Source organism: Parasedimentitalea nitratireducens (genome assembly GCF_057444295.1).
This window is the reverse complement of sequence record NZ_JBYAXC010000003.1, coordinates 282,930-304,592: the sequence shown is the minus strand read 5'-3', so window position 1 is coordinate 304,592 and position 21,663 is coordinate 282,930. Positions and strand designations below refer to the sequence as shown.

19 protein-coding genes and 1 pseudogene are annotated in these 21,663 nt (G+C 56.4%); 9 read left to right on the top strand and 11 right to left on the bottom strand.

What is annotated here, in order from left to right; all coding sequences use genetic code 11:
• Positions 1-69: 69 nt before the first annotated feature.
• Both AC2T28_RS12150 and AC2T28_RS12145 read right to left on the bottom strand, forming a co-directional pair.
• Complete coding sequence (locus AC2T28_RS12150; protein ID WP_486749258.1) at positions 70-2,310, bottom strand: xanthine dehydrogenase family protein molybdopterin-binding subunit; 2,241 nt, start codon at positions 2,308-2,310, stop codon at positions 70-72.
• 3 nt (positions 2,311-2,313) lie between these two features.
• Positions 2,314-2,778 carry a (2Fe-2S)-binding protein gene (locus tag AC2T28_RS12145; protein ID WP_486749257.1) on the bottom strand — a complete coding sequence of 155 codons (465 nt, stop codon included), beginning with the start codon at positions 2,776-2,778 and terminating at the stop codon, positions 2,314-2,316.
• 98 nt (positions 2,779-2,876) lie between these two features.
• Between AC2T28_RS12145 and AC2T28_RS12140 the strand changes: the two genes are divergently transcribed.
• Positions 2,877-3,458 (top strand): TetR/AcrR family transcriptional regulator, encoded by a 582-nt coding sequence (locus AC2T28_RS12140; RefSeq protein ID WP_486749256.1) that lies wholly within the window; start codon positions 2,877-2,879, stop codon positions 3,456-3,458.
• A 151-nt stretch (positions 3,459-3,609) separates the two neighbouring features.
• Here the strand turns inward: AC2T28_RS12140 and kynA are convergent, their stop codons facing one another.
• The 4 genes and pseudogenes from kynA to kynU form a co-directional block, all read right to left on the bottom strand.
• Positions 3,610-4,443 (bottom strand): tryptophan 2,3-dioxygenase, encoded by an 834-nt coding sequence (gene kynA / locus AC2T28_RS12135; RefSeq protein ID WP_486749255.1) that lies wholly within the window; start codon positions 4,441-4,443, stop codon positions 3,610-3,612.
• A pseudogene (locus AC2T28_RS12130) lies at positions 4,427-4,738 on the bottom strand (GNAT family N-acetyltransferase); the annotation flags it as partial. The pseudogene AC2T28_RS12130 and the gene kynA, both read right to left, overlap by 17 nt.
• Before the next feature lie 33 nt (positions 4,739-4,771).
• Positions 4,772-4,918 carry a hypothetical protein gene (locus AC2T28_RS12125; protein ID WP_486749254.1) on the bottom strand — a complete coding sequence of 49 codons (147 nt, stop codon included), beginning with the start codon at positions 4,916-4,918 and terminating at the stop codon, positions 4,772-4,774.
• Entirely contained in the window at positions 4,915-6,108 is a 1,194-nt protein-coding gene (kynU, locus tag AC2T28_RS12120) for a kynureninase (protein WP_486749253.1), read from the bottom strand. Before kynU ends, AC2T28_RS12125 begins: the two co-directional genes overlap by 4 nt.
• A 145-nt stretch (positions 6,109-6,253) precedes the next feature.
• Here kynU and AC2T28_RS12115 point away from each other — a divergent pair, with 145 nt between their 5' ends.
• Positions 6,254-6,472 (top strand): DUF1059 domain-containing protein, encoded by a 219-nt coding sequence (locus AC2T28_RS12115; RefSeq protein ID WP_486749252.1) that lies wholly within the window; start codon positions 6,254-6,256, stop codon positions 6,470-6,472.
• A gap of 46 nt (positions 6,473-6,518) precedes the next feature.
• Here AC2T28_RS12115 and AC2T28_RS12110 read toward each other — a convergent pair whose 3' ends face one another.
• Positions 6,519-6,890: an MmcQ/YjbR family DNA-binding protein gene (locus AC2T28_RS12110; RefSeq protein ID WP_486749251.1), complete on the bottom strand. Its 372-nt coding sequence runs from the start codon at positions 6,888-6,890 to the stop codon at positions 6,519-6,521.
• Entirely contained in the window at positions 6,890-7,642 is a 753-nt protein-coding gene (locus tag AC2T28_RS12105) for an SDR family NAD(P)-dependent oxidoreductase (RefSeq protein ID WP_486749250.1), read from the bottom strand. The genes AC2T28_RS12110 and AC2T28_RS12105 overlap by 1 nt, the downstream gene beginning before the upstream one ends.
• Before the next feature lie 333 nt (positions 7,643-7,975).
• Here AC2T28_RS12105 and AC2T28_RS12100 point away from each other — a divergent pair, with 333 nt between their 5' ends.
• The 4 genes from AC2T28_RS12100 to AC2T28_RS12085 all read left to right on the top strand — a co-directional run bounded on the left by AC2T28_RS12100 (position 7,976) and on the right by AC2T28_RS12085 (position 13,117).
• Positions 7,976-8,425: a methyltransferase family protein gene (locus AC2T28_RS12100; protein WP_486749249.1), complete on the top strand. Its 450-nt coding sequence runs from the start codon at positions 7,976-7,978 to the stop codon at positions 8,423-8,425.
• A 138-nt stretch (positions 8,426-8,563) separates the two neighbouring features.
• The gene (locus AC2T28_RS12095; protein ID WP_486749248.1) at positions 8,564-10,135 is read left to right on the top strand and encodes a Re/Si-specific NAD(P)(+) transhydrogenase subunit alpha; all 1,572 of its coding nucleotides are present in this window, start codon (positions 8,564-8,566) and stop codon (positions 10,133-10,135) included.
• Between the two features lie 13 nt (positions 10,136-10,148).
• Positions 10,149-11,582, top strand: coding sequence for an NAD(P)(+) transhydrogenase (Re/Si-specific) subunit beta (locus AC2T28_RS12090; RefSeq protein WP_486749247.1), 1,434 nt, complete (start codon positions 10,149-10,151; stop codon positions 11,580-11,582).
• A 254-nt stretch (positions 11,583-11,836) separates the two neighbouring features.
• Complete coding sequence (locus AC2T28_RS12085; protein WP_486749246.1) at positions 11,837-13,117, top strand: DUF3422 family protein; 1,281 nt, start codon at positions 11,837-11,839, stop codon at positions 13,115-13,117.
• 81 nt (positions 13,118-13,198) lie between these two features.
• Here the strand turns inward: AC2T28_RS12085 and AC2T28_RS12080 are convergent, their stop codons facing one another.
• From AC2T28_RS12080 to AC2T28_RS12070, 3 genes are all read right to left on the bottom strand, one after another.
• Positions 13,199-14,146 (bottom strand): ABC transporter permease, encoded by a 948-nt coding sequence (locus AC2T28_RS12080; protein WP_486749245.1) that lies wholly within the window; start codon positions 14,144-14,146, stop codon positions 13,199-13,201.
• The gene (locus tag AC2T28_RS12075; RefSeq protein ID WP_486749244.1) at positions 14,139-15,146 is read right to left on the bottom strand and encodes an ABC transporter permease; all 1,008 of its coding nucleotides are present in this window, start codon (positions 15,144-15,146) and stop codon (positions 14,139-14,141) included. Before AC2T28_RS12075 ends, AC2T28_RS12080 begins: the two co-directional genes overlap by 8 nt.
• A gap of 147 nt (positions 15,147-15,293) precedes the next feature.
• Entirely contained in the window at positions 15,294-16,994 is a 1,701-nt protein-coding gene (locus tag AC2T28_RS12070; RefSeq protein ID WP_486749243.1) for a peptide ABC transporter substrate-binding protein, read from the bottom strand.
• A 308-nt stretch (positions 16,995-17,302) separates the two neighbouring features.
• Between AC2T28_RS12070 and AC2T28_RS12065 the strand changes: the two genes are divergently transcribed.
• The 3 genes from AC2T28_RS12065 to AC2T28_RS12055 all read left to right on the top strand — a co-directional run bounded on the left by AC2T28_RS12065 (position 17,303) and on the right by AC2T28_RS12055 (position 21,657).
• On the top strand, positions 17,303-19,123 hold the full coding sequence (locus AC2T28_RS12065) for an ABC transporter ATP-binding protein (protein ID WP_486749242.1): 1,821 nt from the start codon (positions 17,303-17,305) through the stop codon (positions 19,121-19,123).
• A 2-nt stretch (positions 19,124-19,125) separates the two neighbouring features.
• The gene (gene argE / locus AC2T28_RS12060) at positions 19,126-20,289 is read left to right on the top strand and encodes an acetylornithine deacetylase (RefSeq protein WP_486749241.1); all 1,164 of its coding nucleotides are present in this window, start codon (positions 19,126-19,128) and stop codon (positions 20,287-20,289) included.
• A 201-nt stretch (positions 20,290-20,490) separates the two neighbouring features.
• A complete protein-coding gene (locus AC2T28_RS12055) occupies positions 20,491-21,657 on the top strand; it encodes a M20 aminoacylase family protein (RefSeq protein WP_486749240.1) in 1,167 nt (388 codons plus the stop codon).
• The last annotated feature ends 6 nt before the right edge of the window (positions 21,658-21,663 follow it).

Genomic DNA, 21,663 nt, shown 5'->3' with positions numbered 1-21,663 from the left:
TGGGATTTGGATCGCGCATTAAAAAGGCGCGCCAAGAGAGGCGCGCCGGGTGTTGATGGGGCTCGGTGCTTATACGAGCAGGTCGAAATCATGCATCAGCGGCAGACGACGGGCCCGTTTGCCGGTGAGGTCAAACAGAGCATTGGCGAGGGCCGGTGCCGCCGGAGGGGTGCCGGGTTCACCTGCGCCACCCATGTGCTTTTGCGTCTCCAGCACCTGAACCTCGGTTTGTGGCATGGTGTGCATCCGCAGGGCGTCATAGTCGGGGAAGTTGCCTTGCTCGACTTCGCCATCGGCAAAGGTGATTTCGCCAAAACAGGCCGCTGACAGGCCATAGACCATGCCGCCGCTCATCTGTGCCTTAACGATGTCGGGATCCAGCGCCAGGCCCATGTCGCAGGCAATCCAGGCCTTGCTGATACGGATGGTGCCGCCCTCGTCAACCACCTCGATCACTTGGGCGACGGGGGTTCCAAAGCTGTAACACATGGCCACGCCGCGACCGACGCCATCCGGGGTTTGACCCGTCCAGCCGGACATCTCTTTGACCGCCTCAAGCACACTTGCGGCTGGGGCCCATTCCTTACGCGCGAGTTCTAGGCGGAACTCCATCGGGTCGGTGCTAGCCTTGTGGGCCATTTCATCGAGGAAGCTTTCGACAAAGAAGCCGTTGAAAGAGTTGCCAACCGAGCGCCAGAAGCCAACTGGGATCTGAATGTCACTCAGATGCCCGCTCATGCGGAAGTTGGGGATGGCGTAGGGTGGGTTAAAGAAGCCTTCGACATGAACCTTGTCGGGGCCGCCAGCGGGCAGGCCAGCGATCCGGTCCATAAATTGAGTTACAGGTGAGGCGGCGGCGACCTGGCCATCCAAAAGTACTGCCGAGCCGTCTTTGACCGCACCACGTAGGCGGGCGATGGCACCGGGGCGGTAGAAGTCGTGACGCATGTCTTCTTCGCGTGACCAGGTGAGCTGCACCGGAACGCCGGGCATCTGTTTGGCCAGTCGGGTGGCGAGGATCGAGAAGTCCAGCTCAACCCGGCGTCCAAAGCCTCCACCCAGATAGGTGGTGTGGATGTCGACCTGTTCCGTTTCCAGCCCAGCCTCGGCCGCGCATTTCCACTGGTGAATAGTGGGCATCTGGTTGCCACACCAGACCGAGAGTTTATCCCCTTCGAACAGCGCGGTGGCGTTCATCGGCTCCATGGTGGCGTGGGCCAGATAGGGGACCTGATACTCGGCACTGATTTCCACGGCGCCTTGGGGAAGTTGGTCCACGTCGCCATCATCACGCATGGTTGAGTTTGGTGAGTCGTCAAAGGCCTTGGCGATCTCGGCAAAGATCTGATCAGTCTCGGGCGGGTAGGGGGCCTCTTGCCAGTCGATCTGGATTGCCTCGACCGCCTGCATCGCAATCCAAGTATTGCTGGCCACCACGGCGACACCGTCGCCCATGTCGACGATTTGCTCGACGCCGGGCATGGCCTTGGCTTCGGTTGCATCAAAGCTGTTCATGCCGCCACCCAGACGCGGGTTCATGCGGACCGAGGAGAATTTCATGCCGGGCAGGCGCACGTCGATGCCAAATTCTGCCGTACCTGTGGCTTTTTCCACCATGTCGATGCGGGGCTGGTTTTTGCCCAGCAACCGCCACTTGCTGCGCGGGCGCAGATCGGGTTCAACCGGATCGAGCTTGGCGGCGTCAAGTGCCAGTTCGGAATAGCTGAGAGCGGTGCCATCGGGGGCCTGAACCATGCCCTTGGCTGTGGTCAGCTGGTCGCGGCTGAGGCCAAGGCGGTTGGCGGCGGCCTGTTTTAGAGTTTCGCGGGCGGTGGCCCCGGCTTGCCGCATACGCTTGAAGCCATCCTTCATCGAAGTGGAGCCACCAGTGCCCTGCATGTTTAGGGTCCGGCCCAGCACGCCCAAGGCTTCGCCAACGGAATGCTGGAAATCGCTGACGTCATAGCCTCGGTTGGGCAGGGCGTCGGCCATGAAGGCGCTGTTGTAATAGGCTCTGGCGGCGGGGCCGTGTAAGACGCGCACGTCTTCCAGCTCGACATCCAGCTCTTCGGCTATCAGCGCGGCCCAGGTGGTTTTGACCCCTTGGCCCATTTCTGCGCGCGGCGCAAAGAGGGTGACGCCCTGTTGGTCGATCAGCACAAAGGGGTTCAGCGCGGCCTCGCCCTCGCCAGGTTTCAAAGGGTTGGGAGCAGGGCGGCTGACGTAATAAGCGCCAAAGGCGACGCCGCCAACGATGGCAGCAGAACCGATCAGGAAGGTGCGGCGGGCGATTTTACCAATGCTGGCCATGGATCAAGCCTCCTGCATTTTTTGTGCGGCGGCGTGTACGGCGGCGCGGATACGGGGGTAGGTGCCACAACGGCAGAGGTTGCCTTGCATGGCCTCGTCGATCTCTGCGTCAGTTGGTGTTGGGTTTTCGGCCAAAAGGCTGGCGGCTTGCATGATTTGTCCGGATTGGCAGTAGCCGCATTGGGCAACTTGGTGGTCGACCCAAGCCTGTTGGATTGCGGCCATGTTGTCGGGTTTGCCGAGGCCTTCGATGGTGGTGATCTCGCCGTCAACGTCGCCAAGCGTGGTCTGACAGGACCGCACCGCATCGCCGTTGATATGCACGGTGCAGGCGCCACAGGCGGCAACACCGCAGCCGTATTTGGTGCCGGTCAGGCCAACCTCATCTCGCAGCACCCAGAGCAGCGGGACGTCGTCAGGTAAATCGACCTGATGGGATTTTCCGTTGATGCGTAGATTTGTCGACATGGCGGAACTCTCTCGGCTTTGTGCGTTTCTGACAAAATGAATGTAAAGTGTCAGGGTGTCAATTGACAAATTTTGGCAAAACTGTCAGAAGCGGATTTATGATCAAGGCAAGTACAGACCCGAAACAGCAAGCGATCTTGGAATCCGCCTGGGCGGCGTTTTCCACCTATGGATTTCGCAAGACATCAATGGATGACATTGCGCGTGGGGCGGGCATGTCGCGCCCGGCGCTGTATCTGCATTACCGCAACAAAGAGGCGATCTTTGCCGGGCTGGTGGCGGGCCACTATGGGTTGGCTCTGGAGACAGTGGCCGGGGCGCTGGCGACGGTTGGAAGTCTGCAAGACCGTCTGAGCGCGGCTTTTGCGGCGCAAGGCGGGTCGGCCATGCAAGCGATGATGGATTCACCGCATGGGCTGGAGCTTTTCGAGGTTGGGATGAGTGCAGCGGGTGAGGCGATTGAAGAGGGCGAAGCGGCGCTGCGCCAGCTTTACGTAAGGTGGCTTGCTGAGGAAGCTGCGGCGGGCCGGGTGTCTTTGCCCGGAGAGGTGGACAACATCGCGCGTGTGTTTTGTTCGGCCATGAAGGGGATCAAGCATACCTCACAGGACTACGCCAGCTATGCCTCGGGTGTGGCACAGCTGGCGGCGTTGTTTGGGGCGGCGCTACGGCCTGACTAAAGTGTCAATCTGGCTTGCACCATTGAACTAAAATCTCATCGTCCGGCGGTACGCCGGGCCGCGTCTGACCTTCCCCGTGGGAAGGCGCTTTGCAACTCCCTAAGGTCAGGCACCGCCCTCAGCTCTTTGACTTCGGGTGATCTTTTCTCAGTTAAAGTTCAGTGCGCAGGTGCCAGAGTTCTGGGAACAGTTCGACCGCCAGCATCCGTTTCAGATAGCTGACGCCGCCGGTGCCACCGGTGCCTCGTTTGAAGCCGATCACCCGTTCCACCGTGGTGACGTGGTTGAAGCGCCAGCGGCGGAAGTAGTCTTCGAGATCGACCAGTTTTTCCGCCAGCTCGTAGAGTTCCCAATGCGTTTCCGGGTCGCGGTAGACTTCTGTCCAGGCGGATTGGACCGCAGAATGCGGCTGATGTGTTTCCTCGAGTGGGCGGCTTAGCACTTCATCTGGAAGAGGGAAGCTTGTTGAAAGGGCTCGAAGGGCAACGTCATACATAGACGGCTGTTTCAGTTCGTCCTGAAGTAAGTCAACCAGTTCCGGGCGGTGGGAATGCGGTTTCAGCATCGCCTTGTTACGGTTGCCGAGCATGAATTCAATCTGGCGATACTGGTGTGACTGAAAGCCCGAACTTTGCCCAAGGGCATCGCGAAAGGCAGTATAGTCGGAGGGCGTCATGGTGCGCAGAACGTCCCAGGCCGAGTTCAGCTGTTCGAATATCCGTGACAGGCGAGACAGCATCTTGAATGCTTGCCGTGTTTTGCCATCCAGCAGGCAGGTGCGGGCGGCGTTCAGCTCGTGAATGGCAAGCCGCATCCACAGCTCGGATGTCTGGTGCTGAATGATGAAGAGCATTTCATCATGGGTGTCGGTCCAGGTTTTCTGGGACTCCAGGATCGTGTCCAGCGATAGGTAGTCGCCATAAGACATGCGATCCTTGAAGTTCATTTCAGCGCCGTCTTTGGACGGGTCATAGGGTTTGCTCATGAGAGGCTTCCAATGTCAGTGACATGGCAAAGCGCTTTAGCTGCTCGCCGTTTCTGTCAACTATTTCCATTTCATCAACCTGCCACCCCTGACGGGCAAAGAAGGGCCGCGCCATCAGGCTGGCATGGGTCGTCAATCGGGTCAGATTGCGCCCACGCGCCCGTTCAAGGGTGATGTCATAGAGAGCCTGCGCCACAGAGCGACCCATCCAGCGGGAGCGCACGTAGGCAAAGTCAATGTAGCCTTGGGGGGATGCACACATGAAGCCAGCAATCTCGCTGTCAGCTTGTGCGACCCAGACTTCGAGCTCGGCGAGACGGTCGGGCCATCAGTCCGGCATGTCAGCCCAAGGGGCCCAGGCCTGTTGTTGTGCTTTGCTATAGTGACCGCTGGTGCCGTCATGGATGGCCTCGAAGAAAATAGAGTAGAGCGTTTCGGCATCATCAGGCTGATATGCTCGTATTGTAACACTCATGTCACCGCGGCGCGGATTTTGTATTCTGGGCGGTCCCAGAGATTGCTGTTCATCACATCGGCGATGATGGCTACGGCGGCGCGCACGTCTGCCTCATCAATGTAGAGCGGCGTGAAGCCAAAACGCATGATATCTGGCGCGCGGAAGTCACCGATGACGCCACGGGCAATAACAGCCTGCATCGCGGCATAGCCTTCGTGGAATTTGAACGACACTTGGCTGCCGCGCTGTTGGCCGTCGCGGGGGCTGGCAAGTGTAAGCTCGGGACACTTGGTCTCGACTTCCGCGATGAACAGATCACAGAGTTCGATGGACTTGGCGCGCACGTCAGCCATGTCAGCCATGTCCCAGATGTCCATTGCCGCGTCGAGCGCGGTGAGTTGCAACACCGGCGGGGTGCCGACCCGCATGCGTTCCACACCGGGGGCCGGGCGGTAGTCGAGATCAAAGGCAAAGGGAGATTCGTGCCCCAGCCAACCGGACAGGGCTGGGCGGACGGTGTCAGCGTGACGTGGTGAGACATAAATAAAGGCAGGCGCGCCGGGACCACCGTTGAGGTATTTGTAGGTGCAACCCACCGCAAGGTCGGCGTTGCAACCTGCCAGATCCACCGGCAGGGCTCCTGCCGTATGGGCGAGATCCCAGACAGTGATAATGCCCTTGGCCTGTGCCTGTTTGGTCAGGGATTTCATGTCGTGTTTGCGGCCGGTGCGATAGTCGACCTCGGTCAGCATCAGAACCGCGATGTCATCGGTCAAGTTTGCGGCGACATCCTCGGGGTTCACTATGCGCAGCTCGTAATCGTCACCTAGTGAGCGCAGCAAGCCATCGGCCATATAGAGATCGGTGGGGAAGTTGCCGTTGTCCGACAGCACCACTTGGCGGGTAGGGTTCAGTTCAAGTGCCGCAGCGACAGCTTGATAGACCTTGATCGACAGGGTGTCCCCCATCACCACATGGCCCGGCTCTGCCCCAATCAGGCGGCCAATGCGGTTGCCCAGATCGACCGATTTCTGCATCCACCCGGCCTTGTTCCAGCCGGTGATCAGCATTTCGCCCCATTCATTCTGCATCATGTCGCCAACCCGCTTGCTGGCGGCAACTGGCAGTGGTCCCAGTGAGTTGCCGTCGAGGTAAATCATACCTTCGGGTAAGTGGAACAGGGCCTTGGTGGCGGCAAAGTCGGTCATGGGGGCCTCACTGATACTGAATGCTTCAAGCTTAAAGCTTTTCCATTGTGTAGCCAAGGAAAAGTGAGCTGTCTAGTCAAACTAAGCACTCGTCAAATTCCGGATCGGCGCTAACTCTTAACAAGTAACATGAGGAGAGTTGAATATGTCTAATGCTTACTCCTACGCCTGCCGGGAATGCCAAGGGATGGAAGATTGTCCTGCCAGTTTGGTTGCTGAATCGAAGACGGAAGTCTGGAAATTAGTCAAGCTTCACGCGGAATTTGCGCACGGGGAAGACCCTGCGGATTGGGATGAGGAAACCCGGGCCTATTTGGCGACTCTGATCAAACCAGTGGATGTTCCGGTAGCAGAGCCTGCCTGAACAGACTTATCTGGCAAGCGGACGCTGCGAAAGCAGAGTGGCCGGGCTACTTGTGCTTGGGATCTGGAATGCCCAGTTCAAGCCGTTTCTTTTTGGAGAGGCCGACCGCCACCAAATCATAGGAAATCTCGATGTGGCGGCGTAACTCAGTGTCTGACAGGCCCGGGTCGTCATAGTGTTGCAGCCATTTCATGCCGCGCGAGGCCAGATAGGGGGCGGGGCGGATGCCAGGCTGTTCTTGTAGCACTTCAAAGGCGATTTCGGTCACTTTGAAGGTAAAGGCATCGCGCCCATCGGCCCAGCCGCAGATGGCAAAGACTTTGGTGCCGACCTTCCACACATCTGCATTGCCCCATTGTACCACATGACTGGTGGCGGGCATGGCGGCGCAAAAGATGTTGAAGGCGGCGCGGTCCATTACATTTCTCCGCCGGATATCTGCAAGGCCTGGCCATTGACCGACCCGGAGTTGGGGCCACAAAGGAAAAGTGCAGCATCTGCAACTTCTTCGGGGGTGATCAGCCGACCATGTGGATTGGCGCCAACCATAACCTGCATTGCTTCTTCTTCGCTTTTGCCGGTCCGTTTCATGATTTTTTCGATGTTCTGCGGTATGATGTTTGTATCTACATAGCCTGGGCATATGGCATTAAATGAATAAGGCTTGCCTGCATAATCGGCAGCCAAGGCGCGGATCATGCCAACCATGGCGTGCTTGCTGGCGGTGTAGCAGCTGCCGCCCCTTAGTCCCTTGAGGCCCGCAATTGAAGACACCGCAATCACGCGGCCCCAGTCGGTGGTATGCATGGATTTGAGGCATTCGCGGATGGTTAGGAAACAGCCATCGACATTGATGGCCATCATATTGCGCCAGAATGCCATGTCAGTTTGGTGTAAAGCGCCACCTTCGGCGATACCGGCGTTGGGCACACAGATCTGGATAGGACCGCGCGCTTCAACCGCCTGGGCAACGCCATCAACAACCGAGGCTTCATTTGCCACATCCATCTGAACTGCGTGCAGACCGTTACCTGCTTCCTTTTCCAGAACCTCGGCCCGTCGACCAGTGATGGTTACTTGGGCCCCTTGATCTGCCAGTGCACGGGCGATTGCCAAGCCAATGCCAGTTCCGCCGCCTGTAACCAGTGCGTGTTTGCCGTCGAGTGTCATGAATGCATTCTCCTCCAAAGTTGCGACCAACCTAGCCACCCCACAAGGAGTGGCAACAAGGCCGTCCCGTCATAAGTGGGTTGGATGGCGCAAATTTGAAGCCGAGCTACACGCAACCACACGCTGCATGCCAAAGTATACGTAGGCATTTTTCCCAATATGTGCAGGATCATGCCGCAATCGGGAAGAGATTCGTCGTTTCCGCATATGTTGGGCATAATGTCCCTATTTGGCGCAAAATGACGATAGGCTCTGGACCGGAAGGCTGCAGAAGGGGCATGTAGGCGAAATGTTTGAGGGGTTTTTAAAAAACCAATTGGGGCCGGGCAGTTGATGCGCTGGATACACACACCACCTGTGTGGCTGTTGGGCTGCGTCATGTTGTCCTGGACTCAATCGGTCTGGTTTCCCTTTGGGCTCAGCTTTGGCGGGGCCTGGGCAGACTTGCTGGCGGGATTGCTGATTGGTGCGGGGATCATCCTTGCTTTGTTGGCCATTCACGAGATGCGTCGCAACCAAACAACGGTTGTGCCACACAAAACGCCGACACATCTGGTGCAAAGCGGGATCTTTAGCCGGACGCGCAATCCGATCTATCTGGGCGACGTGCTGATCCTGGCGGGGTTGATTCTGCGGTTTGATGCGGTGCTGTCGCTGCCGCTTATTCCGATCTTTGTTTGGATCCTGGAACGTGGTTTTATCCTTCGGGAAGAAGACAGACTGCGGCGCACTTTTCGTGCGGATTGGGCTAGATACGAGCAGAACACCCGTCGATGGGTGTAGCGGAACTACGGCGTTGCTGGAGAATAATGCCGCGACGCAGCGAAACGCTTGCGCAATTATGTTGCGCGCGCTAAAGAAAATTATTGCGATCCGTACCTGCTGGGTGCGGACACGGTCAAGCCGAGGGGGACCGATACGGTGAAAATAGGAACGCCAAAAGAGAGTTTTGAGGGCGAAGCACGCGTTGCGATGACGCCCGATTCTGCGCGCCAGTTGCAAAAACTGGGCTATGACTGCGCGATCGAGACCGGGGCCGGTGCGGCTGCTGGGTTCTCGGATACGACTTATGTGGATGCGGGGGTTGAGATCATCAAAACCCCGGCGGCGCTGTGGAAGTCTGTCGATATCGTTGCCAAAGTCCGTCAGCCCACCGTGGTTGAGCTGAAACGGATGACCAAGGGCAAAACCCTGATCTCCTTCTTTAACCCGGCTGGGAACGAAGAGGGCATGGAGCTGGCTAAATCCAAGGGCGCGAATGTGATCGCCATGGAAATGGTGCCACGTATTTCCCGTGCCCAGAAAATGGATGCGCTGTCGTCGATGGCCAATATCGCCGGTTACCGTGCGGTGATCGAGGCGGGCAACAACTTTGGCCGCTTCTTTACCGGGCAAATCACCGCTGCGGGTAAGGTACCACCAGCCAAGGTTCTGGTGGTTGGCGCTGGTGTGGCTGGTCTGGCCGCCATTGGCACCTCGACCTCGCTGGGTGCGATTACCCTGGCGTTTGACGTGCGGCCCGAAGTGGCCGAGCAGGTTGAATCGATGGGTGCCGAGTTCGTCTATCTGGACTTTGAGGAAGATCAAGCCGATGGAGCGGCCTCGGGTGGTTATGCGTCCGTTTCCAGCCCGGAATTCCGCGAAGCACAGCTGGCCAAGTTCCGCGAATTGGCGCCAGAGGTGGATATCGTCATCACTACCGCGCTGATCCCGAACCGCGAAGCACCGGAGCTGTGGACCGAAGATATGGTCGCTGCGATGAAGCCTGGTTCGGTTATCGTTGATCTGGCGGCGGAAAAGGGTGGCAACTGTAAGCTGACCGTGATGGACGAAAAGATCGTCACCGAAAACGGTGTGACTATCATCGGCTACACCGACTTCCCATCCCGTATGGCAGCGCAGTCCTCGACCCTGTACGCGACCAACATTCGTCACATGATGACTGATCTAACCCCTGAAAAAGACGGCCAGATCAATCACGACATGGAAGACGACGTGATCCGCGGCGCAACCGTGACTTTTGAAAAAGAGATCACTTTCCCGCCGCCACCACCCAAGGTGCAGGCGATTGCGGCCAAGCCCAAGGAGACCGTTCCGGAGCTGACGGCGGAAGAAAAACGCGCGCTGGAAGTTGCTGAGTTCAAGCAGCAAACCAAGAACCAGGTGACATTGCTGACCGTGGGTGCGGTGCTGTTGCTGGGCGTTGGTCTGGTGGCGCCTGCCAGCTTTATGCAGCACTTCATCGTGTTTGTTTTGGCGGTGTTTGTTGGCTTCCAAGTGATCTGGAATGTGGCGCACTCGCTGCACACGCCGCTGATGGCGGTGACCAATGCGATTTCCTCGATCATCATTCTGGGCGCGCTGATGCAAATTGGCTCAGGCTCGTTCCTGGTGATCCTCCTTGCCGCGCTGTCGGTCTTTATGACCGGGATCAACATTTTTGGCGGCTTCCTCGTGACACGGCGCATGCTCGCCATGTTCCAGAAATCCTAAGGAGTAGAGGATAATGGATTTTGGATTTACAACTGCCGCTTACGTTGTTGCGGCTGTTCTTTTCATCCTGAGCCTGGGCGGTCTGTCGGGGCAGGAAAGTGCAAAACGTGCCGTATGGTACGGTATCGTTGGCATGGGGCTGGCAGTGTTTGCCACCCTGATTGGTCCCGGTGCTGGCCTGTGGTGGGTTTCGATCCTGCTGATCCCGGCCGGTGGCTTTATTGGCTATAATCTGGCCACTCGGGTGCAGATGACCCAGATGCCGGAACTGGTGGCAGCGATGCACTCGTTGGTTGGTTTGGCGGCTGTCTTTGTTGGCTTTATCGCCCATATCGAGCTGGGCCGCGTGCTGGCAATGGACGATACAGCCAAGAAGGCGCTGGAAGGCTTTGCCGCATTGTTGGCTAAAAAAGACGGTGTTGAGATCGGCATTCTGCGGGTTGAGCTGTTCCTTGGCATCTTTATCGGGGCGGTTACCTTTACTGGTTCGGTGGTGGCCTATGGCAAGCTGGCGGGCAAGCTCACCTCGACAGCGACCAAGCTGCCGGGTGGCCACGCGCTGAACGCTGCTGCTGCTGGTTTGTCATTGATCACATTGATCTGGTACTTCAACACCGGTGGCTTCTTCCCGCTGTTCCTGATGACACTGGCGGCCCTGTTCATTGGCTATCACCTGATTATGGGTATCGGTGGCGCTGACATGCCGGTGGTTGTGTCGATGCTGAACAGCTATTCCGGCTGGGCTGCAGCGGCGATTGGTTTCTCGCTAGGCAATGATCTGTTGATCGTGGTTGGGGCCTTGGTCGGCTCGTCTGGTGCGATCCTGTCCTACATCATGTGTAAAGCGATGAACCGCTCGTTTGTCTCAGTTATCCTTGGCGGATTTGGTGGCACATCGGGCCCAGCAATGGAGATTGACGGCGAGCAGATTGCAATCGACGCTGATGGCGTGGCCACGGCCCTGAACGAGGCCGATAGCGTTGTCATCATCCCGGGTTACGGCATGGCGGTAGCACAGGCGCAGCAGAACGTGGCGGAACTGACCCGCCGTTTGCGCGCTATGGATAAGAATGTGCGTTTTGCCATCCACCCGGTGGCGGGTCGTTTGCCGGGCCACATGAATGTTCTCTTGGCTGAGGCCAAGGTGCCTTATGACATCGTGATGGAAATGGACGAGATCAACGATGACTTCCCGGAAACGGATGTTGCCATCGTGATTGGCTCCAATGACATCGTGAACCCGGCCGCACAGGAAGACCCCAACAGCCCCATCGCCGGCATGCCGGTTCTGGAGTGCTGGAAGGCGAAACAGGTGTTTGTGTCTAAGCGCGGGCAGGGCACCGGTTATTCTGGCATCGAGAACCCGCTGTTCTTTAAAGACAACACCCGGATGTTCTATGGCGATGCCAAGGCCAGCCTGGATACGCTGCTGACGATGATCAACTGATCGCTCGGCAAATCAGTTTGGAAAAGGCGCTCTGTTTGGGCGCCTTTTTCTGTTTTACGGGAATGTGCGACGTTTTGAAGCTATTGGATATTTTATGGAATAAATAAGGGGGTCCTACGCAGTTAAGCTAAGGGTCGAGTTTAGTTGGAAAAATGTTCAGTATGCGATCGCATCCCGGTAACATGCTGAAATAAAAGGTTTCTGTACAGATATTTGGGGGGCATCTATTCTGCGGGTTCAATCAGGAGCCTAAGATGCCACCGATCCAAGACCACCCATTGCGCTATCAGCTTGCCAACGAGCTGCATGCGCGGCCCTTTCCCAATATGTCGAGCCCAAGCACGGTGGTCTATCTGGCGATCAAGCAGCCGCAAGAGGCAGTGCACCGGGATCGAGCCAGAGATCTGGAACATCTGATCGACCTGTTAGACCGCCATGGCGCACCGCATCCCAAGCCGGGTGCCACCCATCATTCTGCCCAGATCGGGCGGCATATGCTGAAATGGGAACAGCATACCGAGTTTGTCAGTTACATGGTCTATTCGGCTGGGGTGAGCGCGCGTGCCTTTGACCCGGTTGATTTTGAGGTATTCCCGTCCGAATGGCTGGAACAAGCCCCTGGTCAACGGGTGACTTCGCTGATTGTTCGGGTTGAGCCACGACCTGCCGAAAAGAAACTTGCGAAGTCACTGGACGATTGGTTTGTACCCGAGAGCCTTGCTGTCTCTAGCGTGCTGGATGACAGCACGGTGGTCGCGGGGGATTTCCGGATTGATCCAGCTGGCCACATGCGCTTTGCACTGTTTGCCAACAAAGACACCGAAACCAGTCGGATCGGCCGGGTGGTGCAGCGGCTTTGTGAGATTGAAACTTATCGTGCCATGTCGATGTTGGGATTCTCCCGTGCACGGGGGTTGTCGCCGTCAATTGGCGGGCTCGATACCCACCTGACCGAGATGATGATGGAAATGACCGCCGGGCAGGAAACGGCAGAACAGACACTGTCGCAGTTGCTGACCATTTCGGCCGAACTGGAATCGATGGGCGTGCGTGCGGCGTTTCGCTTTGCCGCCACTGGGGCTTATGAGGCGTTGGTGAACCAACGGATCCACATGCTGCGCGAGGAGCGATACGAGGGTTACCAGACCTTTGCTGACTTCATGCTGCGCCGTTATGAGCCCGCGATGCGAACGGTGAAATCAACCGAGGAACGCCTGGCCGCACTGGCTGACAGGGCACGCAGGGCAGGGGAGCTGTTTCGAACCCGCGTGGATGTGGAACGCAGTGCGCAGAACCAGGCGCTGCTGGAAAGCATGGATCGGCGTGCAGATCAGGCGCTGAGACTGCAAACAACGGTTGAGGGTCTGTCTGTGGTTGCTATCAGCTACTACGGCGTCTCTCTGGTGTCCTATGCGGCCTATCCGATGGCGCAGATGTTGGGGGTTAGCAAGGGCACACTGACTGCTGCGATTACGCTGCCGGTGGTGGCATTGGTCTGGCTGGCAGTGCGCCTGATCCGCAAGAAGCTTCACTGACAGTCATCTTTTCAAATGTGCAAAAGAAAACAGCCGCCCAAAATGGGCGGCTGTCTTTGTTTTGGATATTCCGCTAAACGATTAGCGTCCGCGGATACGTGGATCCAATGCGTCGCGCAGACCATCGCCAAGGTAGTTCACACTCAGAACAGTCAACGAAATCGCGATACCCGGCAGCATCACACGCTCGGGGAACTCTTCCATCCGCTGTACAGCGTCGGCCAGCATCTTACCCCAGGTGGGGAAGTCAGATGGGAAGCCCACGCCAAGGAACGACAGCGCACTTTCGGTGATGATCGCAGCGGCCAGACCCAGTGTGGCGGACACCATGATCGGTGACATCACGTTTGGTAGCAAATGACGCCAGATCATCGCGCCGGGGCGGGTACCGATGGACCGGGCTGCCAGAACAAATTCACGTTCTTTTAGCGCCAGAACATCACCGCGTACAATCCGCGCGGTTGGCATCCAGCTTGTGATGCCGATGATGGCAACGATCAAGATGAACATGCCGCCCTCGGGGCCAAAGTTGGCGTGCAGAGGTTCCCGGAACAATGTTACGGCCACCAGCAGCAGTGGCAGGATTGGCAAGGACAGGAAGAGGTCGGTCAAGCGCATCAGCGGGCCGTCGAGTTTCTTGAAGAAACCAGCGACAACGCCGATCATAGTGCCGATGAACAAGGTCAGCAGCATAGCTGCCCAGCCCACCGCCATCGAGGTGCGACCGCCGGCCAGGATATTAGCCAATCCGTCGCGGCCCAATTGATCTGTGCCCAGAGGATGACCCCAGGCCGTTTTGGCGTCTGCGTCAAACAGCGCGTGGTATATCGGCCGGAAGTCACGGGCACGGTAGTCGATCTTTTGCGGATCAAGCGACCAGATATAGGGGCCAAACAGCACTGCCAGGGTGATGAAGACCAGAAAGCCTCCACCCATCACGGCACCTTTGTGCATTTTCAATTGATCCCAGACGTTCAGCCATTGGCTGCGCGGTGGGGCAAGCGGGGTTGGGTTAGATAGCTCAGTCATAGCGGATCCTCGGATCGAGCAGGCCGTAGAGGATATCTGCAATCAGGTTGAAGAACACGATCAGCATCGCAAAGATGAAGGTCAGCGTTTGAACGGTGGGCAGGTCATTGGCAAACAAGGCGGTGATCAGCTGTGAGCCGATGCCATTTACCGAGAACACCTGTTCGGTGATGATAGCACCGCCAAAGATGGCTGGCATACCCAGCGCAATAACGGTGACCACCGGGATCATCGAGTTGCGCAGCACATGCACCATTACCACGATCGACTCGCTCAGGCCTTTGGCTCGGGCTGTGCGGACGTAATCCTGGTTTAGGTTGTCCAGCATCGAGGCACGCATATAGCGGCTGATCTGCGCGGTGGTTTGCAGGGCTAGAACCATCACCGGGAGGATCATTTGCCTGAGCTGATACACAAAGCTGTCCCAGTCATCGACCACATGGGTGGTGTCATAGATGAACGGGAACCAGCCAAGCTGCACCGAGAAGACCACGATAAGAAGGGGACCGGTAAAGAAAGGCGGGATCGAGAAACCGATCATAGTGACAAAGGTACCGCATTGGTCAAACACCGAATACTGGCGGTAGGCCGAGTAGATGCCGATGGGCAGCGCAATCAGGATACCAACCACATAAGCAGTTCCAACAACCCACAGAGTCTGAGGGATTCGCTGAACAACGGTGTCCATAACTGGCGAGCGGGTCTGCCACGAGATTACGCGCAGATCACCGGCCGAGTAGGCGGTGCCAAAGTAGTGATCGATCATCACCTGAGGTTCGATCCAGAAAAACTGCACCAGCCACTTCCAGAACCGGATGTGCATTGGTTGGCCAAGACCCAGGGCCTCGCGCATTTTTTCTTTGACTTCAGGCGGGACAGTCAAGGGGACCTGTGCCATCGGATCGCCAGGGGCGAGCTCGAGCAGCAAGAAAATCACCAGACTGATAAAAAGGAGGGTTGGCACTGACAGGATCAGTCGCCGGATTGTAAAGGTCAGCATCGGGTAGGGCGCCTTTGCGAATGCGTCTTAGGTTTTAGGAGCAGAGTGAGTGAGCCTCGGTTCCTGTCGCAGGCGCCGTATACGTTACCGGCAGCGAAAGGCAAGAGGCCCCGGTGTAACACCGGGGCCTCCAGAGGCGTGAACCTCTTATTTGATGCGGTGCCAGTCTGCGACGTTCCACATTTCGCTGTCCCAAGTGTTCAGGATTACACCACCCAGCGAGTTGGCGTGGGCCGATACACGACCACGGTCAACCAAAGGCACAACAACATAGCTTTCTTTGGTCAGCATGTCGTTCAGCTTTTTGGCGATTTCGCCACGCTTGGACAGTTCACCTGTGCGTCCCAGTTCTGCAACCAGCTCGTCGTATGCTGGGTCACAGTAACGGTTCATGTTTTCACCCTGCCACTGTGTTTCCGGCTTGGGAGCCTTATCACAAGTGTGCTGTGCCAGATAGCTTTCTGGGTCGGTGCCGTCAAAGTTGTTGGCATACATTTCAACGTCTGCATAGAAACGCTGGAATGTGTCAGGCGAACCTGGGTCACCACCAAAGAAGACCGACGCGTTGATGTTACGCAGTTCGGTTTCTACACCAATTTCTTCCCACCACTGTTTGACCAGAGCCTGGAAGTCCTGACGAACGGCGTTGGTTGAAGTTTGATAAAGCATGGAAAGACGAACACCGTCTTTTTCACGTACACCATCTGATCCGACAGTATAACCAGCTTCGTCCAGCAGCGCTTTGGCACCTTCGATGTCCTGAACCAGACAGTCGGTGTTATCCGAAGCATATGCCAGCGGTGCAGGAACTAGGTTACAGGTTGGGCGACCAGCCTGACCATAACCGATTTCTACCAGCAGGTCGCGGTCGATAGCCATCGACAGCGCTTTACGCACGCGAACGTCTGACAGGAATGGGTGCGGGTGCATGACAGTGCCGCGCTCGCCTTCGGGCAGGCTTGGCGATGTGTCTGTCAGGTTCATTTCGATACGCTCAACCAGTGTACCAAATGCCGATACCGCTGTGCCTTTGCCGCCTTCGGACATTTTGGCCAGAACATCGGGTGCCAGCTGCAAGTTCCAAGCGTAATCAAACTCGCCGGTTTCCAGAACAGCACGACCGGAGGCCATTGCACTACCGCCACCTTTGAAGGTCAGCGATGCAAATGCAGGCTTGGCTGCGTCACGGTAGTTCTGGTTTGCTTCCATCGAGATCACGTCATTTGGACGGAAATCGGTGACAGTAAATGGACCGGTGCCGATTGGGCCAAAGTTGGCTTCGGTACACTCAGGTGCCTTGGCACCAGTGCAGTTTTCGAACTGAGCCATCTGGATGATCGGAGACTGACCGCCCATGAAAGGACCATATGGGTTTGGCTTGGCTTCGGAGAAAGTGACGGTGACTGTCAGATCGTCAATGATCTCAACCGAATCAACACCTTCGAACTTGGCCAGCTGTGCGCAGCCACCTTCGGGGTTCATGCAGTAATCAGCAGTGAATTTAACGTCAGCTGAGGTCACGTCGCTGCCATCAGACCATTTCAGGCCAGACTTTAGTTTCCAAGTGATCGATTTCAGGTCAGCAGCAACGCCGCCATTTTCGACGGTTGGGATTTCTTCGGCCAGATAGGCAACCAGAGCACCGTTTTCGTCGTAGCGACCAAGAGGCTCGATAACCAGCGCAGCAGCGTCGATATCTTTTGTGCCGCTGGACAGATATGGGTTTAGAATCGAAGGCGCTTGCCAATAGATAATGTTGACGTGGCCGTCCGAACCGCGCTCAGCAAAGGCCGCTGGGGCCAGAGCCGTGCTGGCGATGGCGCCGAGCAATAGGGTCTTAAGTTTCATTACACTCTCCTTGTCGGGCACTTGCGTGCCTGGATCCAAGCCATTGATAGCCTGGTTTTTTTACCACAATCCCCGTGGTTTAGGGTCGTTCCGATCAAGGGGCAATGGCTGGAATGAAACTACTCATTCTTGCTGAACACAACTCAGCGCTGCATTCTCCCCAGATGCGGTCACTGCGCGTATCGAAACAGAACCTGAGAAAATTGCAAGCCTTGCCTTGCGAAAAGTCGTTACTGGGTTTGACGGCATTGCCTTGCCGGCGTAACGTCCGCAAAACGGACAACAACGATGGTAAGGGGAGCGCCAGCGTGCTTGATCAACCAATTGCTCAAATCAAGGGCCTTCGTGTCGAATTTCAGACCAAGGATGGACCTGTAGTTGGGGTTAAGGACGTTTCCTTTGACGTCAATCCAGGCGAAACCGTATGTGTGGTAGGTGAATCCGGCTCGGGTAAGTCGGTATCATCACTGTCTTTGATGCGCCTTGTTGAATACGGTGGCGGCGAAATTGCGGCTGGTGAGCTGATGTTTGACCGCCGTGAGGGTGGCACCATCGATCTGGCCAATGCCAAACAAGACCGGATGAAAGAGATTCGCGGCGACGAGATCGGCATGATCTTTCAGGAGCCGATGACTGCCTTAAATCCGGTGTTTACAGTTGGCCGACAGCTCACTGAAGGTCTGCGTGTTCACAAAAATATGAACAAGAAGCAGGCCGAAGAGCGGGCTTTGGAATTGTTACATCAGGTTCGAATCCCTGAACCGGACCGGCGTATGACCCAATATCCGCATGAATTGTCCGGCGGTATGCGCCAGCGTGTGGTGATTGCGATGGCGATGGCCTGTGAGCCCCGTTTGCTGATTGCCGACGAGCCAACAACAGCCTTGGATGTGACTATTCAGGCGGAAATCCTGGCTCTAATGGACCGCTTGAAACGGGAAACCGGAACTGCGGTGATGTTTATCACTCACGATATGGCAGTTGTGGCCCAGATGGCCGACCGCGTTGTGGTGATGTTCCGCGGTAACAAGGTCGAAGAAGGCACCGTCGAAGATATATTTGAAAACCCACAGCACGATTACACCAAGGCATTGCTGGCAGCGGTTCCTAAGCTCGGTGAAATGCGAGGCAAGGCCTATCCCGAGCCGATGAAGCTGATGGGGGTAGAGAATCAGAAGATCGAACCGATCCCTGGGACCGATGAGGTAATCCTGAAGGTTGATAATCTGACCACGCGTTTTGATGTCAAAGGTGGTTTGCTGCGCCGTACCGTGGCGCGAGTTCATGCGGTCGAGGACGTGTCGTTCACCATCAATAAAGGGCAAACCTTATCGTTGGTGGGCGAATCTGGTTGTGGTAAGTCCACCACGGGCCGCGCGATTCTGAGGTTGGTTGAACCCCAATCTGGTGATGTGCATTTTGACGATTGCAACGTGTTGGACCTGAACCAGAACCAGCTGCACAAAGTCCGCCAGGACATGCAGATGATCTTTCAGGATCCGTTTGCATCGCTAAATCCGCAGATGGTTCTGATGGATCAGGTTGCAGAACCACTACGCAACTATGGCTTGGCTAGCGGATCCGAGCTGCAAGACCGCGTTGCCAATCTGTTTGATCGGGTGCAGCTACCGCGTGACTTCATGCGTCGCTATCCACATGAAATGTCCGGTGGTCAGCGTCAACGAATTGCTATTGCCCGTGCCCTAGCGCTGAATCCCAAGTTGATCATCGCAGATGAGGCGGTTTCGGCGTTGGACGTTTCGGTGCAAGCGCAGGTTTTGAACCTGATGATGGAATTGCAGGCGGATCTTGGACTGTCATTCCTGTTCATCAGCCATGATATGGCCGTGGTCGAGCGTGTCAGCCATCAAGTTGGCGTGATGTATCTTGGCCGAATCGTTGAACTGGGGCCACGTGCGCGCGTGTTTGAGAACCCACAGCATGCCTATACTCAGTCATTGATGAAGGCGGTTCCTATCGCGGACCCCCGTCAGCGCAAGTCTGAGAAGGATCTGAATTTCAAACCGATTCCTTCGCCAATCCACGGTTTGGACTACAAACCCGAGCCCTCGGAGTATCTGGAAGTAGAACCAGGGCATTTTGTGCTGTTAACAGATAGCGGTTATTGATCGTGGCGGCGGTGCTCACACCTCTCGAGATCATGCAAAAGCTGATCTCGTTCCCGACCGTGAGCAGCGAGAGCAACCTGCCATTGGTCAATTGGGTTGAAGGTTATCTCTCCTCGCACGGAATTGTCAGCCACCGCTATGCAGATCCTGACCAGCCCAAAGCAGCGCTGTTTGCGCATGTGGGCCCGCAGGTCGAGGGGGCGGTTGTTCTGTCCGGGCACACGGATGTGGTGCCTGTAGAAGGGCAGGCCTGGGATAGTGATCCGTTCACCGTGGTCGAACGGGACGGCAAGTATTTTGGCCGTGGCACCTGTGACATGAAGGGCTTTGATGCCTTGGCGATCTGGGCTTTGGTCGAGGCGCATCAACAGGGCGTTAAACGACCATTGCAACTGGCTCTGAGCTATGACGAAGAAGTGGGCTGCACCGGTGCGCCGCCGATGATCGAGGCCATGCAGCCGATTCTGCCAAAGGGATCAGCGGTGATCGTGGGCGAGCCTTCGATGATGAAGGCGGTGACTGGGCACAAAGGTGGTTATGGCTATGCAACCCATGTTCATGGGTTCGAAGTTCACAGCTCGTTGATTCACACAGGTGTCAGTGCCATCATGCAGGCGGCCAAGTTGGTTGATTGGATCAATATTCGCAATGCCGAAACCTGGGCGCAGGAACCTGATGAGATTGCCGCGATGTTTGAACCACCCTGGACCACCCTGCATGTTGGGGTGATCAATGGCGGGACGGCCCAGAACATTACCGCCAAGGACTGCCAGTTTAGTTTGGATATGCGTGTATTGCCTACCGAACGTGCAGCGGACTGGGTTGAGGCCTATATCCAAAAGGTGCGTGAAGTTGAAGCCGAGATGCAGGCCGTTCAACCGGATACGCGAATCGTTGTTGAGCAAGTTTTTGATGTCCCCGGCCTAAAGCCCGAAGATGACGGCGAAGCAGAGGGGCTTGTTCGCGCAATCACTGGTGACAATGGCAACCATGTGGTCAGCTATGGCACCGAAGCAGGACAGTTTCAGCAGGCTGGGTATTCGGCGGTGGTTTGTGGCCCCGGCGATATTGCACAGGCCCACCAGCAAAATGAATATGTGACTGTTGCGCAGTTTAATGTCGGTCATGATTTCATGAAGCATTTGGTCCAGAGATTGGGTGGTTAGTCCTAATTCGGACTAACCAACTATATAATTCAAACCTTTAGGGGCCGCCAATGCGGCCCTTTTTGCTGCCTGTACCTGCTCCAATGTATCAAATCAAAAGTCGTTATACGACCAACAAAATTCTTTGCATGACTGCGCCTTGAGATACTTGATAAGGCAACTTATTTGTTTGACAGTGCGCGGAACCAGGGGGAGGTTGTTATGCCGATCAAGAACAGTTTTGCCGAAATGCATGGTGAGATCACAGGTTGGCGTCGACACCTGCATGAAAACCCTGAACTGCTGTATGACGTGCACGAAACAGCCGGCTTTGTTGTGGAACGGCTCAAAGAGTTTGGCATCACTGACATTACCACCGGCATCGGCAAAACCGGTGTTGTGGCAACTGTCAAAGGAAAAACGGATACCAAAGGCCGTGTAGTTGGCCTGCGCGCAGATATGGACGCGCTGCCCATTGAAGAAGCCACCGGAGCGGAATACGCCTCAAAAGTGCCGGGCAAGATGCATGCCTGCGGCCATGATGGTCATACCTCGATGTTGTTGGGGGCCGCCAAATATCTGGCCGAGACCCGCAATTTTGACGGCACCGCTGTGTTGATTTTCCAACCCGCCGAAGAAGGCGGGGCAGGTGGCAAGGCTATGTGCGACGATGGTCTGATGGATCGCTGGGGCATTCAAGAAGTCTATGGCATGCACAATGCGCCGGGCCTTGCTGTAGGTGAATTTGAGATTTGCAGTGGTGCCTCGCTAGCCTCGTCCGACGAGTTTGAGATTGTCGTCACCGGTAAGGGCGGCCACGCGGCGATGCCACACGAGGCTGTTGATACCACTCTGGTTGCGGCTCAGATCCTGATTTCGTTGCAAACAATTGTGTCGCGTAACGTCGATCCGATCAAACGGGTTGTTCTGACTGTTGGCACGTTTGAGACCGATAGCGAAGCGTCAAATGTAATTGCGCATTCAGTGCGCATGGCGGGAACCGTTCGAACGCTAGACCCTGAATATCGCGCCATTGCCGAAGAACGCGTGCGGCGAATTGCGACCGATACTGCCTCGGCCTTTGGTGCTTCGACAGAGATAAATTGGGATGCTGGATATCCGGCGACCATTAATACTCCGGATGAAACGGGCTATGCGGCCGATGCGGCGCGCGCGGTTGCTGGCACAGTTAATGACAATGCCGATCCGATCATGCCGTCCGAAGATTTTGCCTATATGCTGGAAGAACGCCCCGGCGCCTATATTTCGATTGGCAACGGTGACAGCGCCATGTGCCATCACCCCGCCTTTGATTTCAATGATGACGCCATCCCTGCGGGATGCAGCTGGTTCGCCGAACTGGTCGAACGACGTATGCCCGCACTCTGAAGAAGG